This window comes from Acidisoma sibiricum, from assembly GCF_057837225.1.
Genome location: NZ_CM174445.1, coordinates 876,058 through 896,584 on the forward strand (window position 1 = coordinate 876,058; position 20,527 = coordinate 896,584).

General features: G+C 66.8%; 17 protein-coding genes. 6 read left to right on the forward strand and 11 right to left on the reverse strand.

What is annotated here, in order from left to right; genetic code table 11:
• Nucleotides 1-61 precede the first annotated feature (61 nt).
• From AC3G7M_RS04225 to AC3G7M_RS04235, 3 genes are read left to right on the forward strand one after another with little or no spacing between them, the layout of a single operon-like run.
• Nucleotides 62-1,102: an enoyl-CoA hydratase/isomerase family protein gene (locus AC3G7M_RS04225; protein ID WP_489214466.1), complete on the forward strand. Its 1,041-nt coding sequence runs from the start codon at nt 62-64 to the stop codon at nt 1,100-1,102.
• Between the two features lie 44 nt (nt 1,103-1,146).
• On the forward strand, nt 1,147-3,816 hold the full coding sequence (locus AC3G7M_RS04230; RefSeq protein WP_489214467.1) for an ATP-binding protein: 2,670 nt from the start codon (nt 1,147-1,149) through the stop codon (nt 3,814-3,816).
• The gene (locus AC3G7M_RS04235) at nt 3,813-4,532 is read left to right on the forward strand and encodes a response regulator (protein ID WP_489214468.1); all 720 of its coding nucleotides are present in this window, start codon (nt 3,813-3,815) and stop codon (nt 4,530-4,532) included. The genes AC3G7M_RS04230 and AC3G7M_RS04235 overlap by 4 nt, the downstream gene beginning before the upstream one ends.
• Here the strand turns inward: AC3G7M_RS04235 and AC3G7M_RS04240 are convergent.
• From AC3G7M_RS04240 to ubiG, 4 genes are all read right to left on the reverse strand, one after another.
• Nucleotides 4,453-5,484 carry a sugar-binding transcriptional regulator gene (locus tag AC3G7M_RS04240; protein ID WP_489214469.1) on the reverse strand — a complete coding sequence of 344 codons (1,032 nt, stop codon included), beginning with the start codon at nt 5,482-5,484 and terminating at the stop codon, nt 4,453-4,455. The two genes, AC3G7M_RS04235 and AC3G7M_RS04240, sit on opposite strands and share 80 nt — an antisense overlap.
• A 171-nt stretch (nt 5,485-5,655) precedes the next feature.
• Nucleotides 5,656-6,759, reverse strand: coding sequence for an alcohol dehydrogenase catalytic domain-containing protein (locus AC3G7M_RS04245; protein ID WP_489214470.1), 1,104 nt, complete (start codon nt 6,757-6,759; stop codon nt 5,656-5,658).
• A 60-nt stretch (nt 6,760-6,819) separates the two neighbouring features.
• The gene (locus tag AC3G7M_RS04250) at nt 6,820-7,824 is read right to left on the reverse strand and encodes a dihydroxyacetone kinase subunit DhaK (protein WP_489214471.1); all 1,005 of its coding nucleotides are present in this window, start codon (nt 7,822-7,824) and stop codon (nt 6,820-6,822) included.
• A 312-nt stretch (nt 7,825-8,136) separates the two neighbouring features.
• Nucleotides 8,137-8,772 (reverse strand): bifunctional 2-polyprenyl-6-hydroxyphenol methylase/3-demethylubiquinol 3-O-methyltransferase UbiG, encoded by a 636-nt coding sequence (ubiG, locus tag AC3G7M_RS04255; protein WP_489214472.1) that lies wholly within the window; start codon nt 8,770-8,772, stop codon nt 8,137-8,139.
• A 250-nt stretch (nt 8,773-9,022) separates the two neighbouring features.
• On the opposite strand from ubiG, the gene AC3G7M_RS04260 reads away from it, so the two are divergent.
• From AC3G7M_RS04260 to AC3G7M_RS04270, 3 genes are read left to right on the forward strand one after another with little or no spacing between them, the layout of a single operon-like run.
• Nucleotides 9,023-10,240, forward strand: a complete 1,218-nt coding sequence (locus tag AC3G7M_RS04260; protein ID WP_489214473.1) for an aspartate kinase — start codon at nt 9,023-9,025, stop codon at nt 10,238-10,240.
• 37 nt (nt 10,241-10,277) lie between these two features.
• Entirely contained in the window at nt 10,278-11,309 is a 1,032-nt protein-coding gene (locus AC3G7M_RS04265) for an NAD(P)H-dependent flavin oxidoreductase (protein WP_489215954.1), read from the forward strand.
• The gene (locus AC3G7M_RS04270) at nt 11,284-13,626 is read left to right on the forward strand and encodes a phosphoenolpyruvate--protein phosphotransferase (RefSeq protein WP_489214474.1); all 2,343 of its coding nucleotides are present in this window, start codon (nt 11,284-11,286) and stop codon (nt 13,624-13,626) included. The genes AC3G7M_RS04265 and AC3G7M_RS04270 overlap by 26 nt, the downstream gene beginning before the upstream one ends.
• Nucleotides 13,627-13,677: 51 nt before the next feature.
• Here the strand turns inward: AC3G7M_RS04270 and AC3G7M_RS04275 are convergent, their stop codons facing one another.
• The 7 genes from AC3G7M_RS04275 to AC3G7M_RS04305 are packed head-to-tail and all read right to left on the reverse strand — an operon-like array spanning nt 13,678 to nt 20,292.
• Entirely contained in the window at nt 13,678-14,223 is a 546-nt protein-coding gene (locus tag AC3G7M_RS04275) for a DUF1178 family protein (RefSeq protein WP_489214475.1), read from the reverse strand.
• A 12-nt stretch (nt 14,224-14,235) separates the two neighbouring features.
• Nucleotides 14,236-15,099, reverse strand: a complete 864-nt coding sequence (locus tag AC3G7M_RS04280) for a ParB/RepB/Spo0J family partition protein (protein WP_489214476.1) — start codon at nt 15,097-15,099, stop codon at nt 14,236-14,238.
• Nucleotides 15,096-15,935: a ParA family protein gene (locus AC3G7M_RS04285; protein ID WP_489215956.1), complete on the reverse strand. Its 840-nt coding sequence runs from the start codon at nt 15,933-15,935 to the stop codon at nt 15,096-15,098. The genes AC3G7M_RS04280 and AC3G7M_RS04285 overlap by 4 nt, the downstream gene beginning before the upstream one ends.
• Nucleotides 15,936-15,979: 44 nt before the next feature.
• Nucleotides 15,980-16,612 (reverse strand): 16S rRNA (guanine(527)-N(7))-methyltransferase RsmG, encoded by a 633-nt coding sequence (gene rsmG, locus AC3G7M_RS04290; protein WP_489214477.1) that lies wholly within the window; start codon nt 16,610-16,612, stop codon nt 15,980-15,982.
• Complete coding sequence (mnmG, locus tag AC3G7M_RS04295) at nt 16,593-18,542, reverse strand: tRNA uridine-5-carboxymethylaminomethyl(34) synthesis enzyme MnmG (RefSeq protein WP_489214478.1); 1,950 nt, start codon at nt 18,540-18,542, stop codon at nt 16,593-16,595. The genes rsmG and mnmG overlap by 20 nt, the downstream gene beginning before the upstream one ends.
• A 32-nt stretch (nt 18,543-18,574) precedes the next feature.
• On the reverse strand, nt 18,575-19,930 hold the full coding sequence (mnmE, locus tag AC3G7M_RS04300; protein ID WP_489214479.1) for a tRNA uridine-5-carboxymethylaminomethyl(34) synthesis GTPase MnmE: 1,356 nt from the start codon (nt 19,928-19,930) through the stop codon (nt 18,575-18,577).
• Nucleotides 19,927-20,292: a (2Fe-2S) ferredoxin domain-containing protein gene (locus tag AC3G7M_RS04305; protein ID WP_489214480.1), complete on the reverse strand. Its 366-nt coding sequence runs from the start codon at nt 20,290-20,292 to the stop codon at nt 19,927-19,929. The genes mnmE and AC3G7M_RS04305 overlap by 4 nt, the downstream gene beginning before the upstream one ends.
• Nucleotides 20,293-20,527: the final 235 nt, after the last annotated feature.

Consider the following 20,527-nt stretch of genomic DNA (forward strand, 5'->3'; position numbering starts at 1 on the left):
GATCGGCCGGGCCGGGTCCAATCTTCTCCCCTCGGCCATCGGCCGCTGGGGGGAATGGGGCATGACGAGCGAGCGAACGGCCGGTGACACGGCGGGTTTGGCGGCATGGCGCGACGGGCGGGCAGGGCGGCTTCTGCTGCGGCGCCCGCAGGCCCTCAATGCGCTGGATCTTCCTCTGGTACGTGCGCTGGCGGCGCAGCTGCGGCAGTGGCGGGATGACCCCGCCATCGAGATCGTCATTCTGCAAGGCGAGGGCAGGGCTTTTTGTGCCGGCGGTGATGTGCGCGCCGTCCGGCAGGCCGTTCTGGATGAAGATTATGAGACGGCTGAGACGTTCTTTGCCGAGGAATATGCGTTCAACGCGGCGATCGCCCATTTCCCTAAACCCTATGTCAGCCTGATCCAGGGCGCCTGCATGGGCGGCGGTCTCGGCATTTCGGTTCATGGCTCGGACCGGATCGTGACGGAAAGCACGGTGATGGCCATGCCCGAGACGGCAATCGGCCTCACGCCCGATATCGGGGCGAGCTATTTTCTGCCGCGCCTCGCGGGCTTCCTCGGCACCTATCTGGGCCTCACCGGTGCCCGGCTGGCCGGCGCGGATGCTGTCCATGCCGGGCTCGGGACCGCCTATGTGCCGGCTGACCGTTTGGCGGACTTGGCCGTGGCCCTGGCGGGCGAAGGGCAGCCCGCGTTGGCGCGTTTTGCGGCGCCATTGCCCGACTATTCTCTCGCCCCCGTCCTGCCCGCGATTGCCGAGGTTTTTTCCGCCGCGAGCGTGTCCGCCATCCAGGCGCGGCTGGCAGCGATGGCCGCCGCATCTGGCTTTGCCGATTGGGCTGGTTCAGCCATCGCCGCGATGGCGCGCGTGTCGCCCTCCGCTTTGTGCTGGAGCCTGGCCTCCCTGCGCCGCGGCGCCGGTCTGGAGCTGGACCAGGCGCTGGCGGCCGAGTTCAGGCTGGTCTCGCAGGTGATCCGCCAGCCGGACTTTGCGGAGGGCGTGCGCGCCATGCTGGTCGACAAGGACCGTCTGCCCCAGTGGCAGCCTGCCCGGCTGGACGCGGTCGATCCGCAGCTGATCGCGGATCTGCTGGGCGGGTAGCAGGCGCCGCCTTCATGCCGGTCCGAATTGCGGTATGAAGAGGGATGCGTGAGGAAAACCGCCCCGACCCGGATGCCCTGGCTGCCGCCCTTGCCACCCGCGAGCGGGCGGCGCTGCGTATTTTCCTGGGCGCCGCTCCCGGTGTCGGCAAGACCTGGGAAATGCTCGTGGCCGCGCGCCAGCGGGCACGCGAAGGCGTTGATGTCCTCATCGGTGTGGTCGAGACTCATGGCCGCGCGGATACGGCGGCCCAGATCGGCGATCTGCCGATCCTGCCTCCCAAGCAGCTTCCCTATCGCGGCCAGACGCTGGAAGAATTTGACCTGGAAGGGGCGATTGCGCGCCGGCCCGGCCTGATCCTGATCGATGAACTTGCCCATACCAATGCGCCCGGCAGCCAGCACGCCAAGCGCTGGGAAGACGTGGCGGAATTGCTGGAGGCCGGGATTCCGGTCTGGGCGACGCTGAATGTCCAGCATCTCGAAAGCCTCAATGACGATGTCGCCCGCATCACCGGCGTGCGCGTGACGGAAACCCTGCCCGACCAGGTGCTGGAACTCGCGGCCGAGATCGAGCTGATCGACATCACGCCCTCGGAACTGCGCAAGCGTCTGAGCGAGGGGAAGATCTACCGGCCGGAGACCGCCCGCCGGGCGCTGAACGCCTTCTTCCGGGAGGGCAATCTTACGGCGCTGCGCGAAATCGCGCTCCGGCGCGTGGCGCAGCATGTCGATGCCGATGTCCGTGGCTATATGCAGCTCAATGCCATCAAGGGGCCCTGGCCGGCGAGCGAGCGCATTCTGGCGCTGATCGGCGCTGACGCCTCGGCCGAGACCGTGGTGCGGCGGGCTAAGCAGCTGGCCGATGCACTGCGCGCCCCTTGGATCGCGCTGCATATCGAGCGGCCGAAGGACGGCATGGCCGGGCTTCTGAAATCCCAGGGGCCGAAGGCGCTGGCGGCGCGGCTGGGCGCCGAGGTCGAGACCCAGGCCGGTCGCGATGTTGCGTCCATTGCGCTGGATATCGCCTCCCGCCGCAACGTGACGCAAATCGTCATCGGCACGCCGCGGCCGCGGCGCTTTCGGCATCTGGCGCGCCGGCTATGGGCAAAACCCTCCCTTGCCGAGCAGCTGCTGCGCCAGGGCAGCGAGTTCAACCTGCTGGTTGTGCCATCGACGGCCGAACGGTCGCCGCGGCGGCCCTGGCCGCGCCTGCCTCGTGCGCCGCTGCCCTGGGCGAGTGCGGTCGGCGTCATCGCGCTGGTCATCAGCATCGGCGAGCTGTCCCAGCCCTGGCTGGATCACGAGGCGCTGGGCATGGTCTTTCTGGCCGCCGTGATGGCGGTCGCAGCGCTGTATGGGCTTGCCATCGGCCTCACCGCAGCCGCGCTCGGCTTCGTCGGCTGGAACTTCTTTTTTCTGCCCCCGCTGTATCAGCTGACCATTTCCGACCCGCGCGATCTGGTGGCCCTGGTCGTCTTCGGCATCGTCGCGGCCTCCAGCGGCCTGCTCGCCGGTCGCGTGCGGGCCGAGGCGATCGCCGCGCAGGGACGCATCGAGGGTCTGCGCCGCATCGGCTTGTTCAGCCGGCGCCTGGGCGAGCCCGCGACCGAGGACGAGCTGATGGTCGAGATTGCGCAGCAGGCGGCAGCCCTCGCGCCGGAAGCGGCGGTGCTGACCGATACGCCGGCCGGTCTGGTGGTGCGGGCACAGCGGCCCGAGGGCAGTGCGGCGCTGGACGAAAGCAGTCTGGCGGCGGCCCGCTGGGCCTATGCCAAGCAGGAAGAGGCCGGCACCGGCACCGCCACTCTGCCATCAGCACCCTGGCGCTTCCTGCCGATCCGCACCAGCCGCGGCGTCGTCGGTGTGCTGGGCTTCCGGCCGCCCCCGGCGGGCGCGCTATCGACGCCGAGCCTGCAGGCCGTGGGCGCACTCGCCGATCAGGCGGCGGTGGCGCTGGAGCGCGTGCGCCTGGCGGCCGAGGCCGCACGCGGCGAGGCCCTGTCCGAGACCCAGGCGCTCAGGACCGCGCTGCTGAATTCGCTGTCCCATGATCTGCGCACGCCCCTGACCGGTATTCGCGGTGCGGCGGAGACGCTGCGCGCCAGTTGGCAGAAACTGTCTGACGCCACCCGGCAGGATTTGCTGGCCAGTATCGAGGAAGATGTCGGTCGGATGACCCGTTTTCTCGCCAATATCATGGACCTGACGCGGCTGGAGGGCGGCGACATCGCGCCCCGCCTGACGGCGGTGGACCTGGCGCCGCTGATCGACGCCGTATGCAGCCGCGTGTCGGGCGCCCTGCATGTCGCGGTCAGCGTGCCCGAGGGCCTGGCCTGCCGCGCTGATCCGGCTTTGCTGGAGCAGGCGCTGACGAATATTCTGGAAAACGCTGTGAAATATTCGCCCGTCGGGGCGGGTATCCGCCTGTCGGCGGAGGCGGAGAAGGGGGGCGTGGCCATCACGCTGTCCGATGAGGGCATCGGCATTCCGCCGGAGGATCTGGGCCAGGTGTTCGACAGTTTCTATCGTGCCAAGCACGGCGACCGCGTGGCCCCGGGGACGGGCCTGGGCCTTGCCATCGCCCGTGGCTTCGTCCAGGCCATGGGCGGCACCATCTCGGCTTTGAGCCCACGCCCCGACCTGCCGCGGGATGGATTGCCGGGCACCGCCATCACCATCCATCTGCCCGCAGCACCAGGAGTGCAGGCATGAACGGCGCCCGAATTCTGGTCATCGACGACGAGAAGCAGATTCACCGCTTTCTGCTGCCCGCGCTGGAAGCCGCCGGCTATGAGGTGGAGCAGGCGATGACCGGCGGCGAAGGGCTGCGCCTGGCGGCATCGCGCGCGCCCGATCTGGTCCTGCTCGATCTCGGCCTGCCGGATGAGGATGGGCAGACCCTGCTGCCGCGTCTGCGCGGCTTCAGCGCGGTGCCGGTGATCATTCTCTCGGCCCGTGATCAGGAGGCCCAGAAGATCCAGGCGCTCGACAATGGCGCCGACGACTACGTGGAAAAGCCCTTCGGCCTGGGTGAGCTGCTGGCGCGTATTCGCGCGGCGCTGCGCCATCGGCGCATGCAGGATGGGGTCGATACGGTACTGCGGGCGGGCGGGCTGACGCTCGATCTCGACAAGCGGGAGGTGCGCGAGGACGACGTATTGCTATCGCTGTCCAAGCGCGAATTCGCGCTGCTCGAAATCCTCATGCGCAATCTGGGCCGGGTCGTGACCCATCGCCAGCTGCTGACGGCGGTCTGGGGACCGGCCCATGCCGAGGACCTGCAATATCTCCGCGTCTATGTCTGGCACCTGCGCCAGAAGCTGAACACGGCGACGATGGCGCTGCTGATCAATGAGCCGGGTGTGGGCTACCGTTTGCTGGCAGAGACGCCAGCGGCCGTGGCTGACGCGTTGCATCATCCAGGCTGAGCACCGTATGGGCATTGCTGAGGCTGGTGGCGAGGGTATTGATCGCGCCCGTCCGCAGCGCGCCCAGAATGCCGGCGGCCTTGGTGCTTTCGCTGGCAATGGCCACGACATTGGGGATGCGCCGCAGTTCCGAGGTCGTCAGGCCCATGATGCGGCCATGCAGCGGACGGCCTGAGGGCTGGCCCTGGATATCGAAGAAATCATAGCCCATCATGTCGCCGATGGTGCCGGCGAGGCGGGCTTCGGTCACTTCCTGCGGCGTGAACCATCCCATCCGCACCATGTTGCTGTCCTCGCTGAGGTCGCCCACGCCGATGATCGCGATATCGGCGCGGCGGGCGCGGTCCAGCGTCTGCCGCACGGTATCGTTCTGCAGCAGAACGTCGCGGATGGCCGGGCTTTCGACCAGGGCCGGGGCATAGAGGGTTTCGCTTTCGCCCCCGAAACGGGCGGCGAGGCGGCGGCAGATATGGTCTGAATTCATGATCTCGCCGGCGCGCAAGCTGCCGCCGATGGCCGAGACGAAGGTGACGGAGCGCTGGCTGGAGGGGGCCATGATCCCGTCTGCGACAGCGCCGACATTGCGGCCCATGCCGACGGCGACGATCATGCTGTCGCGCAGAACGCGCGTGAGGTGAGCGGCGACCAGGCTGGCGACCGCCTGGCGCTGGGTTTCCTGATCGCGATGATCGACCGCCACGATCAGCCGGTCGATGGCGAAGCGGCGGATGAATTCCTTCTCGATCTCACCGGCCACACCGGGATGGGGCCGCACGCGGATTTCAACGATGCCTTCTTCCCGCGCACGCTTGAGCAGCCGGCCGATCTTGGCGCGCGACATGCCGAAGCGCTGGGACAGCTCTTCCTGCGTGACCTGATCGGCGTAATAGAGCGCCGCAATCTCGGTCATGACATCGAGTTCGGCATCCTTTTCATCGGGACGCTGCAGCATGGGCCAGGATCGCCTGTGTGGATCGGACATCTATTTTTCAGTTTTCTTTATTATCAGGTGACACGCAATCGCCCCGGCGGGACCCATGCCGGAGAGCCGTCACCCTTTGGGGCCGCGACGACCTTGACGGTCATCGCAGCCCTGGCCGTCTGCCGCAATAAGCGGCATGCCTTACGGGATAAGAATGGTCTTGATGGAGTTCTCACCCTTCTTCATCAGATCGAAGCCGGTCTGGAAATCCTTCAAGGGCAGCTTGTGGGTGACGACGCCCTCGAACGGCAGGCGGCCGTCGGTCAGGGCCGCGATGGTGAAGGGATAGCAATAGGGGCCGAGATGCGCGCCGTAGATATCCAGATGCTTGCGGTCGCCGATGATGCTCCAATCGGCCGTCACTTCCTCACCGAAGACGCTGAACTCAACGAAGCGGCCGAGCTTGCGGATCATGTTGAGGCCCTGGCGGACGCTGGCCGGGTGGCCGGTCGCTTCGATATAGACGTCGCAACCATAGCCGCCCGTCAGCTTCTTGACTTCGGCGACGACATCGACTTCGAGCGGGTTCATGACGATATCCGCGCCGAATTTCTTGGCGAGTGCCAGGCGATCGGCCTTGGTATCGAGCACGATGAGCTTGGTCGGGTTCTTCAGACGCGCCGCGCCCACCATGCCGAGGCCGAGCGTGCCGGCGCCGGCCAGCACGACGATATCGTCCAGCTCAATCTTGGCGCGGTTCACGGCATGGACCGAGCAGGCGAAGGGCTCGATGAGGGCGGCGGCTTCCAGCGAGAGATCTTCCGGTACGTGGTAGGTGCGGCTGGTCTTGGGGAAGCGCATATAGCGCGCCATGGCGCCGTTGACGTTGTTCTGGAAACCGTAAAGGTCATGGACCTCGCACATCCAGTATTCGCCGCGCGTGCAGTAACGGCACTTGTCGCAGGGGACGATCTGTTCGGAAATCAGCCGGTCGCCGACCTTGAACTGACCCGCACGGGCGATGGTCTCGCCCACTTCGACCGCGCGGCCGATGAATTCATGGCCGGGGATCATCGGCTGCTTGACGTATTTCGGCTGGCCCTTGTCGTCACCCCAGAAAGAGGGCGCACCCTGAAAGCATTTGATGTCGCCGGCGCAGATGCCGACGGCCTCGATCTCGATGATGATATCGTCCGGCCCGGCGCGCGGCACATCGACCTGCTCGAAGCGGTAATCGCCGGGCGCATAGGCGACGACGGCGTCCATCTTGGCGGGAAGATCGTTAGGCAGGGTTGAGCTGCTCATGGCTTGGTATCCCTCAAAGTCGCGGGGCCCGGCGATCGGGCGCCCGCGCAGTGTGTCGAATTAGCGGCCGATGACGGTCAGGCCGAGCGAATGCGCCGGGCGGCCGAGCAGGCGGTCCAGCTCCGCGTCCAGTCGGGTGACGGTGACCGAGGCGCCCATCATTTCGAGCGAGGTGAAGTAATTGCCGACGAAGCGGTGGCGCGGGGTGATGCCGCGGGCGCGCAGCATCTCATCGACATGATTATAGAGCAGGTACAGCTCCATGACCGGGGTCGCGCCGAGACCGGAGATGAGGACGGCGACGTCGTCACCCTGGCCGAAACCCTTGTCTTCCAGAATGCGCTCGAGCATTAGCGCGGCCATCTCCTGTGCCGGCTTGATCGGCATGACGGCGACGCCCGGCTCACCATGATGGCCGATGCCGACTTCCATCATGCCCGGTTCGATGGTGAAGTTGGGTTTGCCGGCGGCCGGAATGGTGCAGGCGGACAGCCCGATGCCGACGCTGCCGGTGGCGTCGATCGTCTTCTGCGCGACGGCGATGACCTGCTCGAGCGATGCGCCTTCGTCGGCCAGCGCCCCGGCCGTCTTCCACATCATGATCTCACCGGCAACGCCGCGGCGCTTGGCGGACTCTTCCTTGGGCGCGGAGGCGACGTCGTCATTGGCGACGACGGTGCGAACTTCGACCCCATCCTTGGCGGCGAGCTTGATCGCCATCTTCACATTCATATTGTCGCCGGCGTAATTGCCGTAGAGGCAGGCGACGCCGGCGCCCTGATCGGCCACCCGGAAGGCCTCATGAAAGCTTTTGGCGGTGGGGGAGGCGAAGATTTCGCCGCAGGCGACGGTGTCGCAAAGGCCGGGACCGACGAAGCCGAGAAAGGCCGGTTCATGGCCGGAGCCGCCGCCGGTGACGATGCCGACTTTACCCGGTCCGCGCTGCTGGGTCGCGCGCAGCACGCGCGGATTAGCGGTCGGCGACAGAAGCTCTGGAAAGGCCTTCAGAACACCGGCGATCGTTTCGTCGGCGACCTGTTCAGGGTCGTTGATGATACGGTTCACGCGCGGTCACCTGCACAGCGGGCCATGAGGATCATGTGCGGATAGCCTCCCTCGAATCTTGCCATTTATTGGGTGAGATTGTCGTCCGGGCCTGCGCAATTGTCAAGGCTTGAACACAATCGCTCGGCCATCAAAGCGATGGTGGCGCGCGCAGTTACGCATAAATATGCTCAGGAACGCCGTTTTTGGTCGGCCTAGCAGGGGTACGGCGCAAGAGCAGGCCCCGAAGATGGGTTTAACCGGTGAAGCTGTCTGAGCGGTTGAGCGGTGCATGAGAAATTCTGCAGCGCAGCAAGGCCGGCTAGCCCGATCCTATCCGTCTTTGGCGAAGGCCATAATGTAATTGATCGAGAGATCGCGGCTTTCCGTCCAGCGCTGGCGCAAGGGATTGAAGCTCATGCCCGCACTGGCGATGGTGCGCAGCCCGGCCCGGCCCGCCATGGCGCTGAGGGTTTTCGGCGCGATGAACTGGCGCCAGCTATGCGTGCCGACGGGTAGCAGCCGCGCAATATACTCAGCCCCGATCTTGGCCGTGAGCAGAGATCGCAGGGTCTGGTTGAGCGTCGATACACATAGCAATCCGCCCGGTGCCACGACCTCGGCCAGAAGCGCCATGAAAGTCTCCGGTTCGGGGATATGTTCGATGACTTCGAGCGCGGTGACGACCGGGAAAGTGACACTGTCCGTGCGTAAATCCTCGATGCGGCCGAGCCGGTAGCGCAGAGGTAGATTTTGCCCTGCGGCGTGATTTTCGGCCGCGCGAATGGCGGCAGGCGCCGCGTCCAGGCCCAGAACAGAAAAACCTTTTTTGGCGAGCGCTTCAGCGAGGAGGCCGGCACCGCAGCCGATGTCCAGGATTTCTGACTGTGGCAGGGTCGCGAAATGCCGGCGGATCTGCGTGTCGATCCAGTCGGCGCGCAGCGGGTTCATCTGATGCAGCGGCGCCATCGGGCCCTTCGGCGCCCACCAGTCTGCGGCCAGGGCATCGAAACGTGCGACTTCTGCGTCTGAAAGAGTTCCGTCCTGCATCATTGCCCCTAAGCTATAGCGCGGCTATGTGTTCCGCCCGTACGGATGCCCGCCTGGGCGGCGCCGGCGCAGTCATAAAGCCTCGGCCGCCGCGTGCCTAATCCCGTCACGGTGCAGAGGCGATCGGTTGAAATGCAATCCCGCACAAGGATTGCCTTGGAAAGGTATCATGGCCCGGATTGTCATGAAGTTCGGCGGCACCTCCGTCGCCGATCTGGATCGTATTCGCAATGTCGCCGAACGTGTTCGCCGCGAGGTTGAGGCCGGGCATGAGGTGGCGGTCGTTGTCTCCGCCATGTCGGGCACGACCAACCAGCTGGTCGGCTGGTGCCAAAGCCTGTCGCCCCTGCATGATGCGCGGGAATACGATATGGTGGTTTCGACCGGGGAACAGATCACCGCCGGACTGGTCGCGATCGCGCTACAAAATCTCGGTATCGAGGCGCGGTCCTGGGCGGGCTGGCAGGTGCCGATCCTGACCGACGGGGCGCATGGCAAGGCGCGGATCGAGCGGATCGAGGGGAGCGAGCTGGTGCGGCGCATGGGCCAGGGCCAGGTGGCGGTGGTCACCGGCTTCCAGGGCATCGGTCCCGATAACCGAATCACGACGCTGGGTCGCGGCGGGTCCGATACCTCGGCCGTGGCGCTCGCGGCCGCCCTGAAGGCGGATCGCTGCGACATTTATACCGATGTGGATGGCGTCTACACCACAGACCCGCGTATCGTGCCCCGTGCGCGCAAGCTGGAACGCATTTCCTTCGAGGAAATGCTGGAACTGGCCTCGGTGGGTGCGAAAGTTCTGCAGACGCGGAGCGTCGAATTGGCGATGAAGGAAAGAGTGCGGGTTCAGGTCCTGTCCAGCTTCAAGGACCTGCCGGGCACTCTGGTCGTGGATGAGGATGAGATCGTGGAAAAGGAAATCGTGTCTGGGATCGCTTATTCGCGCGATGAGGCTAAGCTCACCGTGCGGCGGGTGCCAGATCGGCCGGGCGTGGCCGCAGCCGTCTTCACGACGCTGGCGGCCGAGAATGTCAATGTCGACATGATCGTCCAGAATATTTCCGAGGACGGCATGACCGACATGACCTTTACCGTCGGGCAGACCGATCTGGCCCGGGCTCAGGCGGCCCTGGCGGCGGCGCAGCCGGAGATCGGCTATGCCGAATTGCTGGCCGATACGAATGTCGCCAAGATCAGTGTCGTGGGCGTCGGCATGCGCAGCCATGCCGGCATCGCCAGCACCATGTTCAAGGCCTTGGCCGAGAAGGGGATCAATATCCAGGTGATTTCCACCAGCGAGATCAAGGTGAGCATTCTCATCGCCGCGGATTATACTGAACTCGCCGTGCGCTCTCTTCATACGGCCTATGGCCTCGATGCCGCTTGATCTGGAGCGTAATGCCGTGACCGCGACCGAAAGCCCCATGCGCGCGGCGTCCCCGCAACTGGCAGAGATGTGGCGCCGGGGAACCGACTTCCTTGGCAGCCGCTACGCCATCATGGGCGGCGCCATGAGCTGGGTCAGCGAACGCCATCTGGTTGCGGCCATTTCCAATGCCGGCGGCTTCGGCGTCATTGCCTGCGGCTCGATGCCGCCGGCCTTGCTGGAAGCCGAGATCGCGGCGACCCAGGCGCTGACCGACAAGCCCTTCGGCGTCAATCTCATCACCATGCATCCGGCCCTGGATGAGCTGATCGCGGTCTGCCTGCGGGCGGGTGTCGGCCATATCGTGCTGGCCGGCGGCGTGCCCTCGGGCGGCGCTGTCAGAGCCGTCAAAGACGGCGGCGCCAAGCTTGTCTGCTTTGCCCCGGCCCTGGTTCTGGCCAAGCGTCTGGTCCGCTCCGGCGCGGATGCGCTGGTCATCGAAGGGTCAGAAGCAGGCGGCCATATCGGGCCGGTATCGCTGATGGTGCTGGCGCAGGAGATTCTGCCCGTCATCCGCGAGGTGCCGGTTTTCGTCGCCGGCGGCCTGGGCCGGGGCGATGCGATCCTCGGCATGCTGGACATGGGCGCCGCCGGCGCACAGCTCGGCACGCTCTTCGCGGCAACGCGCGAGAGCATCGCGCATGCCAATTTCAAACAGGCGTTTTTCCGCGCCAATGCGCGGGATGCGCTGCCCTCCATCCAGCTGGATGAGCGGTTTCCGGTGATCCCGGTGCGCGGCCTGGTGAATGCCGGCACCAAGCGCTTTCTGCAGACCCAGGCCGAAACATTGCGGCGCTTTCAGGCGAATGAACTGAGCCGGGAGGAAGCGCAGCTGTCGATCGAGCATTTCTGGGCCGGTGCGCTGCGCCGGGCGGTGGTCGAAGGCGATGTCGAGGAAGGCTCGGTCATGGCCGGTCAATCCGTCGGCATGGTGCGCGAGGAGCGGCCGGTGGCCGCGGTGATCGCGCAGCTGCTCGACGAGGCGGAAGCAATGTTGGCGAGCCGTGGATCAGCCGTCGCCCCGGTCTGACACGACTCCCTGGACTCCCAGGCGGCTTTTCGCACATCTGCGGGAGCGCCTGGCCCTTGGGAATACGCCGCTTCCCAAGCTCATCGAGCTTGTCGCCAGCGAAATGGCGACGGAAGTCTGCTCGCTTTATGTGATGCGGACCGGGGAAGTTCTGGAATTGATCGCGACCTGCGGACTTGAGCTTGAAGCCGTCGGGCGCACCCGCCTGCGTCTGGGCGAAGGCATCGTCGGGCTGGTAGCGGCCATGGGCAGCCCGATCAATCTGGCCGATGCCCGCGAGCATCCAGCCTTTGCGCAAAGACCTGAAACCGGGGAGGCCGCCTTCGCCTCCTTGCTCGCGATCCCTGTTCGCCGCTCCGGCCATATTGTCGGCGTGCTGACGGTGCAGGGCCGCGAGCCGCGCCGCTTCTCCGAGATTGAGCAGGAGGCGGTCGAGACCGTCGCCATGCTGCTGGCTGAAATGCTGACGGCGGCCGGGGCGGTCGAGGTGCGCGACGAAGGGTTCGGCGCTGCCCTGCCGCGGCGCTTCGATGGGCTGGCTTTGGCCTCGGGCATCGTCATGGGGCCGATCGTGCGGGCGGAACAGCGCTTCCCCCGCGCCCGCGTCCTCGCGGCGGACCCGGCGGTGGAGCAGGCGCGCCTGCTATCCGCCAGCGAGCAGATGCAGGCCGGGCTGGAAGAGCTGATCCGCGGTACCTCGGATGCCATGACCGATGATGCGTCCAGCGATATCATCGCGGCCTATCGCATGATCGCGGCGGATGCCGGCTGGCTGAAGCGGGTGTCCGCCATGATCGAAGGCGGGTTTTCAGCGGAAGCCGCGGTCATGCGCGTGCTGGGCGAGCTGCGCGAGCGCATGCGGCGGATCACCGATCCCTATCTGCGCGAGCGGCTGGTCGATATCGAGGATCTCGGCAACCGTCTGGTCGCCCAGCTGCACCGGCTGGATCACACTGCCCAGCCCCGGCCGGAGGGTGAGGTGCCGGACGTGGCCGGCGCCATTCTGGTCGCCCGGCGCCTGGGACCGGCCGAGCTTCTGGATTGGCACGCCCGCGGGGTCGCGGGTTTCGTCATCGAAGAAGGCAGTGCGGCCGGGCACGCGGCCATTCTGGCGCGCTCGCTGGGCCTGCCGGCCCTGTCGGATGCCCGCGGCGTCGTCGATGCCTGCCAGGACGGCGACGAGGGTATTCTGGACACGGAGGATGGCATTTTCATCCTGCGTCCCGGCGATGAGGTGCGCCAGGCCTATGCCAGCGCGATTTCCCTGGAACAGGCCCATGCCGCCGGATCTTTTGCGCTGCGCGACCAGCCGGCGGTGACGGCGGACGGTGTTGCCGTCTCGCTCATGATCAATCTTGGCCTGCCGTTGGAATTGCCGCAGCTGGAGGCGACCGGGGCCGCCGGCATCGGTCTCTACCGCACCGAAATTTCGCTTCTCGCCCAGCATCGGCCCGGCACCGATCACGCCGGCGAAACCGCCGATCCGGCGGCCGAAGAGGGGTTTCTGGCGAGCGACAAGCTGATGGGCTGGCAGACGGCGGAATATGCGCGCGTTCTGGACCATGCCGCCGGGCGCCCGGTGCTGTTCCGCACCCTGGATCTGGGCGGGGACAAGCTGCTGCCGACGGCCAATCTGCCGGTGAGTGAAAACCCTGCCATGGGCTGGCGGTCGCTGCGCATTGGCCTGGACCGGCCGATGACGCTACGGCGGCAGCTCCGCGCCATGCTGGCGGCGGCTGATGGGCGGGAACTGTGGATCATGTTCCCGATGGTCGCGACCGTCGCCGAGTTCCGTGCGGCGCGCGGCCTGCTGGACGCGGAGGTGGCACGGCGGGAGCATAAGCCCGTGCGGCTGCGCCTGGGCACCATGCTGGAAGTGCCGGCCTTGCTGTGGCAGCTGCCGCAGCTGATGAAAGAGGTGGATTTCGTCTCGGTCGGATCGAACGATCTGATGCAGTTCCTGTTCGCGGCTGATCGCGGCACGCCTAATCTCGCCGGGCGCTACGACCTGATCTCCCCGCCCGTGCTGGATCTGCTGGAATCCGTCGTGCGTCACGCCGAAGCCGAGAAGGTGTTTCTGTCCTTTTGCGGCGAGGCCGCGGGACGGCCCCTGGATGCGCTGATTCTGGTGGCGCTGGGCTTTCACTCGCTGTCGATGTCGCCGGCCGCCTTGCTTCGGGTGAAGACGCTGCTGCGCCGCGCCGATCTGGCCGCCTTTCGCCGTGTGCTGAGCGCGATCCGCAGCCATAATCCGCTGGCCGCGAGCCTGCGTGAACCCTTAAGCAGCTGGGCGCGCGAACACGGCTTGCCGGTGTGATCCGCGGGTCGTTTTAATGCTGGATCAGGACGCCGGCGGCCACGCTCCTGTTCAGCTGTCCGAGCGCGGCAGCCAGGGTAGCACGCCGATATCGATGCCTTCCTCGGATAAAGCCTCGGCCTCGGTGGCCGTGGCCTCGCCATAGATGCCGTGCGGGTTCGTCTCTCCGTAATGGATGCGGCGCGCTTCTTCCGCGAAATTGGTGCCGACATAGTCGCAGCTGCGCTCGACCTCAGCGCGCAGGCGCTGCAGCAGGGCGCGGACATTGTCCGGCAGGCCGTTTTCGGCAATGGCGGCCGCCCCGCCGCTGCTGGCGGCGATAGGCAGGCTGTCACGGCTAGCGGCACCGCCGGCCGCCGGGCGGGCGGCATCGGGCTGCTTCTGGTCCGGCTGGGGCGCCGCAGTCTTGGCAGAGGTCTCGAATTTGCGGGTGCCCCGGCCGAGCGAGGGCGCCATCAGAGCGCGTGAGACCGTGGTGCTGTTGCAACTGGGACAGGCGACGAAACCGGCTTCGGCCTGATCGTCGAAAGACGCGCTATCCTTGAACCAGCCGTCGAAACCGTGGCCCTCAGCGCATTGCAGTTGATAATGGATCATTGAAACCCGCGATTAGCGCTGCAGAAGAAGGGCGATGAGCCCTTCCAGCTGCTCGAAGCTTTTATACTGAAGCTGCATTGTGCCACCCCGCCCGCGGCTGTTGATGGCGACGGCCAGGCCAAGCCGCTCTTCCAGCTCACGCTCGATCAGCTTGGTATCGGGGTCTTTTTCGCGCTGTTCGCGACGCTTGGGCGAGCCGTCCTCTCCCTGGCGGCTAGCCAGCGCCTCGGTCTGGCGCACGTTCAGCCCCTGGGCGATGACGGCCATGGCCGCCTTGGCGGGATCGGGATGGGTGAGGAGGGCGCGGGCATGGCCGGCGCTGATGGTGCCGCGGCGGAGTTCGGTCTGCACCGCCGCGGGCAGTTTCAGCAGGCGGACGGTATTGGCGATATGGCTGCGCGACTTGCCGACGCTGTCGGCGACGCGTTCCTGGGTCAGCGAAAACTCCTCCATCAGGCGGCGATAGCCTTCGCCTTCATCGATCGGGTTGAGATCCTCGCGCTGCAGATTCTCGACCAGGGCCGCGGCCATGGCGGCGGTATCTTCCAGATCGCGCACCAGAGCCGGAATTTCATGCAGCCCCGCCTGCTGGGAAGCCCGCCAGCGCCGCTCGCCGGCGATGATCTGGAAATGGCCGCGGTTTTTGGGGTCGGGCCGCGCCAGGATGGGCTGCAGCACGCCTTGCTCGCGAATTGAGGCGGCGAGTGAGGCCAGTTCCGACGGGTCGAGCTGGGTGCGCGGCTGGAAGGGGCCGGGGGACAGCAGATCGAGCGGGATGAGCTGGATGGAGTTCTGGCGCGGGGCGGCGCTGGTATCCTCGCCCAGCAGCGCGGCGAGGCCGCGGCCGAGCCGGGGGCTCGCGTCACGCGTGCTCATGCGGCGCGATCCGTCGGCAGGCCGAGGCGATCCACCAGTTCCGCCGCGAGCCGGATATAGGCCTGGGCGCCGGGAGACCGGAAATCATAGAGCATGACCGGCTTGCCGTGGCTTGGGGCCTCGGAAATGCGGATATTTCTGGGAATCACAGTCTCATATACTTTCTTGCCGTAGAAGCTGCGGACGTCATCCGCCACCAGATCCGAGAGATTGTTGCGCCGGTCATACATCGTCAGCACGATGCCGTGCAGCGACAGGCCCGGATTAAGCCGATGACGCACGGCTTCGATTGTTTGCGTGATCTGGGTAATGCCTTCAAGGGCGAAAAACTCGCATTGCAGGGGCACGATGACATCATTGGCGGCCAGCAGGCCGTTCAGGGTGAGCAGGCCCAGGCTCGGCGGGCAATCGATGATGACGAAGTGGTGGCGCGGCAGGTCCGGCCAGGCCGCCAGGGCATCGCGCAGCCGGGTTTCACGGTTCTGCACGGCGACGAGTTCCAGTTCTGCGGCCGAGAGATCCGGGTCCGCCGGCAGCAAAGACAGGCCGGGGACCATGGTCGCCCGCACCGCTTTGGCGACCGGCGCGCCTTCGACCAGGACGGAATAGGTGCCCGTGCCGCGGGCATTGCGGGGCAGGCCGAAGCCGGTGGAGGCATTGCCCTGCGGGTCGAGATCAATCAGCAGCACGGCATAACCGGCCGCGGCCAGCGCGGTGGCGAGATTGATCGCGGTCGTGGTCTTGCCGACGCCACCCTTCTGATTGGCGATGGCCAGCACCCGGGTCGTGGCGGGCGGCGGCGCGGGCTTGCGATCCGCGAGATCGGCCGAGACCATTTTGCGGTCGGCGTCGATCATGGCCCGCAAGCGGGAGGAGGCGCTCATTCTGTCTGCCTCTTGGGATGAAGGTCATGGATGAAGAGGAGTCGGGCGCCGGGCGCGGTGCGGCTCGGAAGGCTGTCGACCCGCATGGACCAGGTGGCTTCGGCCTCGTGCAGCTCGGCCTCGGCGCGCTCGCCCTTGGGGAAAAGGCAGGACCCGCCGGGACTGAGGAGCGGATAGGCGAGGGCGAGCAGCTTGGGCAATGGCGCCAGGGCACGCGCCGTGACCAGGGGGCGCGGCGCGATCGTCAGGTCCTCGATTCGCTCGGCATGAATGGTCACCGGCGCGCCGGTGGCACGCGCCGCCTCCCGGAGAAAGGCGGCTTTCCGGCCATCGGATTCGACGAGATCAAAATGGATGCCCGAAGCGATCGCCAGAACCATGCCCGGCAGGCCGCCGCCGGAGCCGAGATCGATGGCGCCGTCGAGCGGGGTCGGCAGCAGCGGCAGGAGTTGAAGCGCGTCATCGATGTGGCGCTTCCAGATGGCAGATATGTCCTGACTGCTGATCAGGCGGATGGTCGGGTTCCATTTGACCAGGAGCGCAGCATAGAGTTCGAGGCGCCGCGTGATCTCAGTGGCCGGGGCGAAGGCATGGGCAGTGGTCACCGCGTCACGCCCCGATTGTTTCACGTGAAACGCCAGCGTCGAGCTTGCGCAGTCCGGCCAGGATAATCGCAAGACCGGCCGGCGTCATGCCCGGAATGCGCGCAGCGGCCCCAAGGGAGCGCGGGCGGTGCTGCGCCAGCTTGTCCCGCAGTTCCGCCGATAGGCCGCCCAAATGGGCAAGGTCCAGCCGGTCCGGCAGGGTGATGTCTTCCTGCCGCTTGAAGCTGCGAATCTCCGCCTCCTGCCGGCCGAGATAGGCGGCATAGCGGGCCTCGGTTTCCAATGCCTCATAGACCCGCGGCGGCAGGTCCGCCAGGCTGGGGAAGGCGGCCATGAGCTGAGCGGAGGAGAGGTCGCGCAGCGATAGAATGTCAAAGACGCTGCGGGCACGGCCGTCGGCGCGGACGGCAAGGCCCCGCTCGGCCAAACGCGCCGGCATATGCATCTCCGCGCACGTGGCCGACCGGGCCTGGGACAAGGCATCGCGGAAGGCAGAGAAATGCGCTGCCCGGATCGGCCCGATGCAGCCCCAGGCAATGCCCTTATCGGTCAGGCGCAGATCGGCGTTATCAGCGCGCAGCGACAGCCGGTATTCCGAGCGCGAGGTGAACATGCGATAGGGTTCAGTGACGCCGTGGGTGATCAGATCGTCGATCAGCACGCCAATATAGCCCTCGGAGCGGTCGACCTGCACCGGCGCCGCACCACCCGCAAGGCGCGCCGCATTGATGCCCGCGATGATGCCCTGGGCCCCTGCCTCCTCATAGCCGGTGGTGCCATTGATCTGGCCGGCCAAAAACAGCCCGGGGACGGCTTTCAGCGCCAGATCCGGGCCCAGCGCGCGGGGATCGACGAAATCATATTCGATGGCATAGCCGTGACGGACCACGCGGGCCTGTTCCAGTCCGGGGATGGTCTTGAGAAGCGCGTCCTGCACGGACGCCGGCAGGCTGGTCGAAATGCCATTGGGATAAACCAGGTCGCCGCCGGGATGGTCCGGCAGGCCCTCAGGCTCCAGAAAAATCTGGTGACGGTCGCGCTCGGGGAAGCGATGCACCTTGTCTTCGATCGAGGGGCAGTAGCGTGGCCCACGGCCTGACAGATGCCCGCCATAGACGGCTGATTCATGGATGTGGGCGCGGATCAGCGCATGGGTCGCGGCCGTGGTGCCGGTGATGCCGCAGCTGATCAGGCGGTTATCGATACGCGTCGTCAGCGTGCTGAACGGTTCGGGGACCGTCTCGCTCTCATCCTCGGCGAGACTGTCCCAGTCGATGCTGGCGCGGTCCAGGCGCGGCGGGGTGCCGGTCTTGAGGCGCGATACGGGCAGGTCCAGCGCCCGCAGACGCTGCGCCAGCGGCAAGGCGGCCGCTTCGCCGATGCGGCCGCCGGGCGATTTCTCGGCGCCGACATGGATCATGCCATTGAGGAAGGTGCCGGTCGTGATGACGGCGGCACCGCAGGCATAGCGGTGCCCGGCTGCGTCGAGCACGGCGGTGACGGCGCCGGCCGCATCCTGCTCAATATCGGCCGCTTCACCGGCGACGATGGTGAGGTTGGGCTGGGCCGCCAGGATATCCTGCATGGCGAGGCGATAGAGATGCCGGTCCATCTGCGCCCGCGGCCCACGCACGGCCGGACCCTTGCTGCGATTGAGCACCTTGAAATGAATGCCGGCGCGATCGGCCGCCCGTCCCATGACGCCGTCGAGGGCGTCGATCTCCCGCACCAGATGGCCCTTGCCGATGCCGCCGATGGCCGGGTTGCAGGAGAGGGCCCCGATGGTCTCGATACGATGGGTGAGCAGCAGGGTGCGCGCGCCCATGCGGGCGGCGGCGGCGGCGGCTTCGCAGCCGGCATGACCGGCGCCGATCACAACCACGTCAAATTTGGTGCCGTGAGCCGCGTGCAGAACCTCGGCCAGGGCGGGTGAGGGGGACAACAATGCATTCATGGCGCGGTCATACAGCTGCGCTCGCCCGCCCGCTACTTTCCGATGCAGAAATCAGAAAAGATCCGGTCGAGCAGCGCTTCGACGCCGATTGTGCCCGTGATTCCGCCCAGTGCCGCGAGGGCAAGGCGCATCTCCTCCGCCCGCAATTCGGGCTCGGTCTCCGCCGCCGCGAGGCGCAGATGGCGCCCGGCCTGCTGCAGATGCGCGCGATGGCGCTGGCGTGTCAGCGGCGGCGGGCCGGATTGGGCGGTGGCGGCGCGAGCGAAAGCGCTGAGCCGCTCGTGCAGTTCGGCCATGCCGGTGCCGCTGAGGACGCTGACGGCGAGATCCACAGCGGCCGGCGGGGGCCCGAGATCGGCTTTCGTGGCGATAACCAGGCGGGGCGGCTGGTCTGCCCCGCTCACGGCCGCGCTCACGGCGGCAGGCATGGCGGCCGCATCGGCTGGCTCGACGCTGACGAGGGTGAGTACGAGATCGGCCTGGGCAGCCCGCGCCCGCGCCCGGCGCACGCCCTCGGCTTCCACCGGGTCTTCGGTCTCCCGCAGGCCCGCGGTGTCGATCAGCGTCACCGGCGCGTCACCCAGGATGAGATGAACCTCCAGCGTGTCGCGGGTGGTGCCGGCAATGGGCGAGACGATGGCGATATCGCGCGCCGCCAGGGCATTGACCAGCGTCGACTTGCCGGCGTTCGGCGCCCCCTGGACGACAAAGACCAGGCCCTCGCGCATCTTCTCGCCGCGGCTGCCGTCGGCCAGATGCGCGCCGATTTCCGCCGCCAGGCGGTCAATCTCACTCGTCAGCATGTCTTCAACCGCGGGCGGCAAGGCCTCATCCGGGAAATCAATCAGCGCCTCCTGATGGGCGAGGGTCCCGGCCAGGCGATCGGACCAGTTTTCATAGACCCGCCCGAGCGCGCCCTGCATCTGGCGCAGCGCCTGGCGCCGCTGGCCTGCGGTCTCGGCCGCGACCAGATCGCCGATCGCTTCCGCCTGGACCAGATCCATTCGCCCGTTGAGGAAGGCGCGGCGGCTGAATTCGCCCGGTTCGGCCATGCGCAAGCCGAGTGCCAGCAGGGCCTCGGCCACGCCGTCCAGCACCGCCCTGCCGCCATGCAGATGCAATTCGGCGACGTCCTCGCCGGTATAGGAGGCGGGCGCCGGCGACCAGATGACCACCGCCTCATCCAGCACCTCGCCCGATCCGTCGCGCAGCCGGCGGAGGCTCGCACGCCGGGGGGCCGGGCAATGGCCGGCCAGCGCCAGGATGGCGGCCTGGGTGCCCTGGCCGCTCAGCCGCAGGGCTGAGATGGCTGCGCGGCCCTGCGCCGTCATGGGCGCGAAGATCGTATCCTCATCCATCGGGTTCTCCGCGCCTGCAGATGCGGTCATCCGGCTGAGCGTGCGGCGGGCAGACGCAGATCCTCCGCGCGGCCGCCCTCCAGCAGATGGTCCGCGATGATGCGATCAACATCGGCACGCGTTTCGATCCTGTACCAGACGCCAGCCGGATAGATGACGAGGCAAGGGCCATCCTCGCAGCGATCCAGGCAGCCAGCCATATTGACGCGCGCATGGGGCACGCCCGCCTCTTTGACGCGGGCCTTCATATAGTCGCGCAGCGCTTCCGATCCGCGCGCCGCGCAGGACCCGCGCTTGTGGCCGTCGGGCCTGCGGTTGCAGCAGACGAAAATATGCGCATCGAAATAGGGTGCGGGGTCGTTTGTCTGATCCTGGTTCTGTTCAGTCTTCACAAAATCGATCCCTTTTCAATTGAGCGAACAAATATTTGTGTACCGCGGCAGCGGTCACGGCGGCCGGCGCGCGCGGCCGGCGTAAAACCCCCAGGCGCCGCGGGGCCGTGAGCCCAAAACCACACGGGTCCGCGATGATCCGTCGCCTGTTTTGCCGCAGGCGGGGGGCGCCGTCCATCATCGGCGGCCCCGGACGCGATCCCGCATCCCCGCGCACCGATGACGCGGCGCTTGA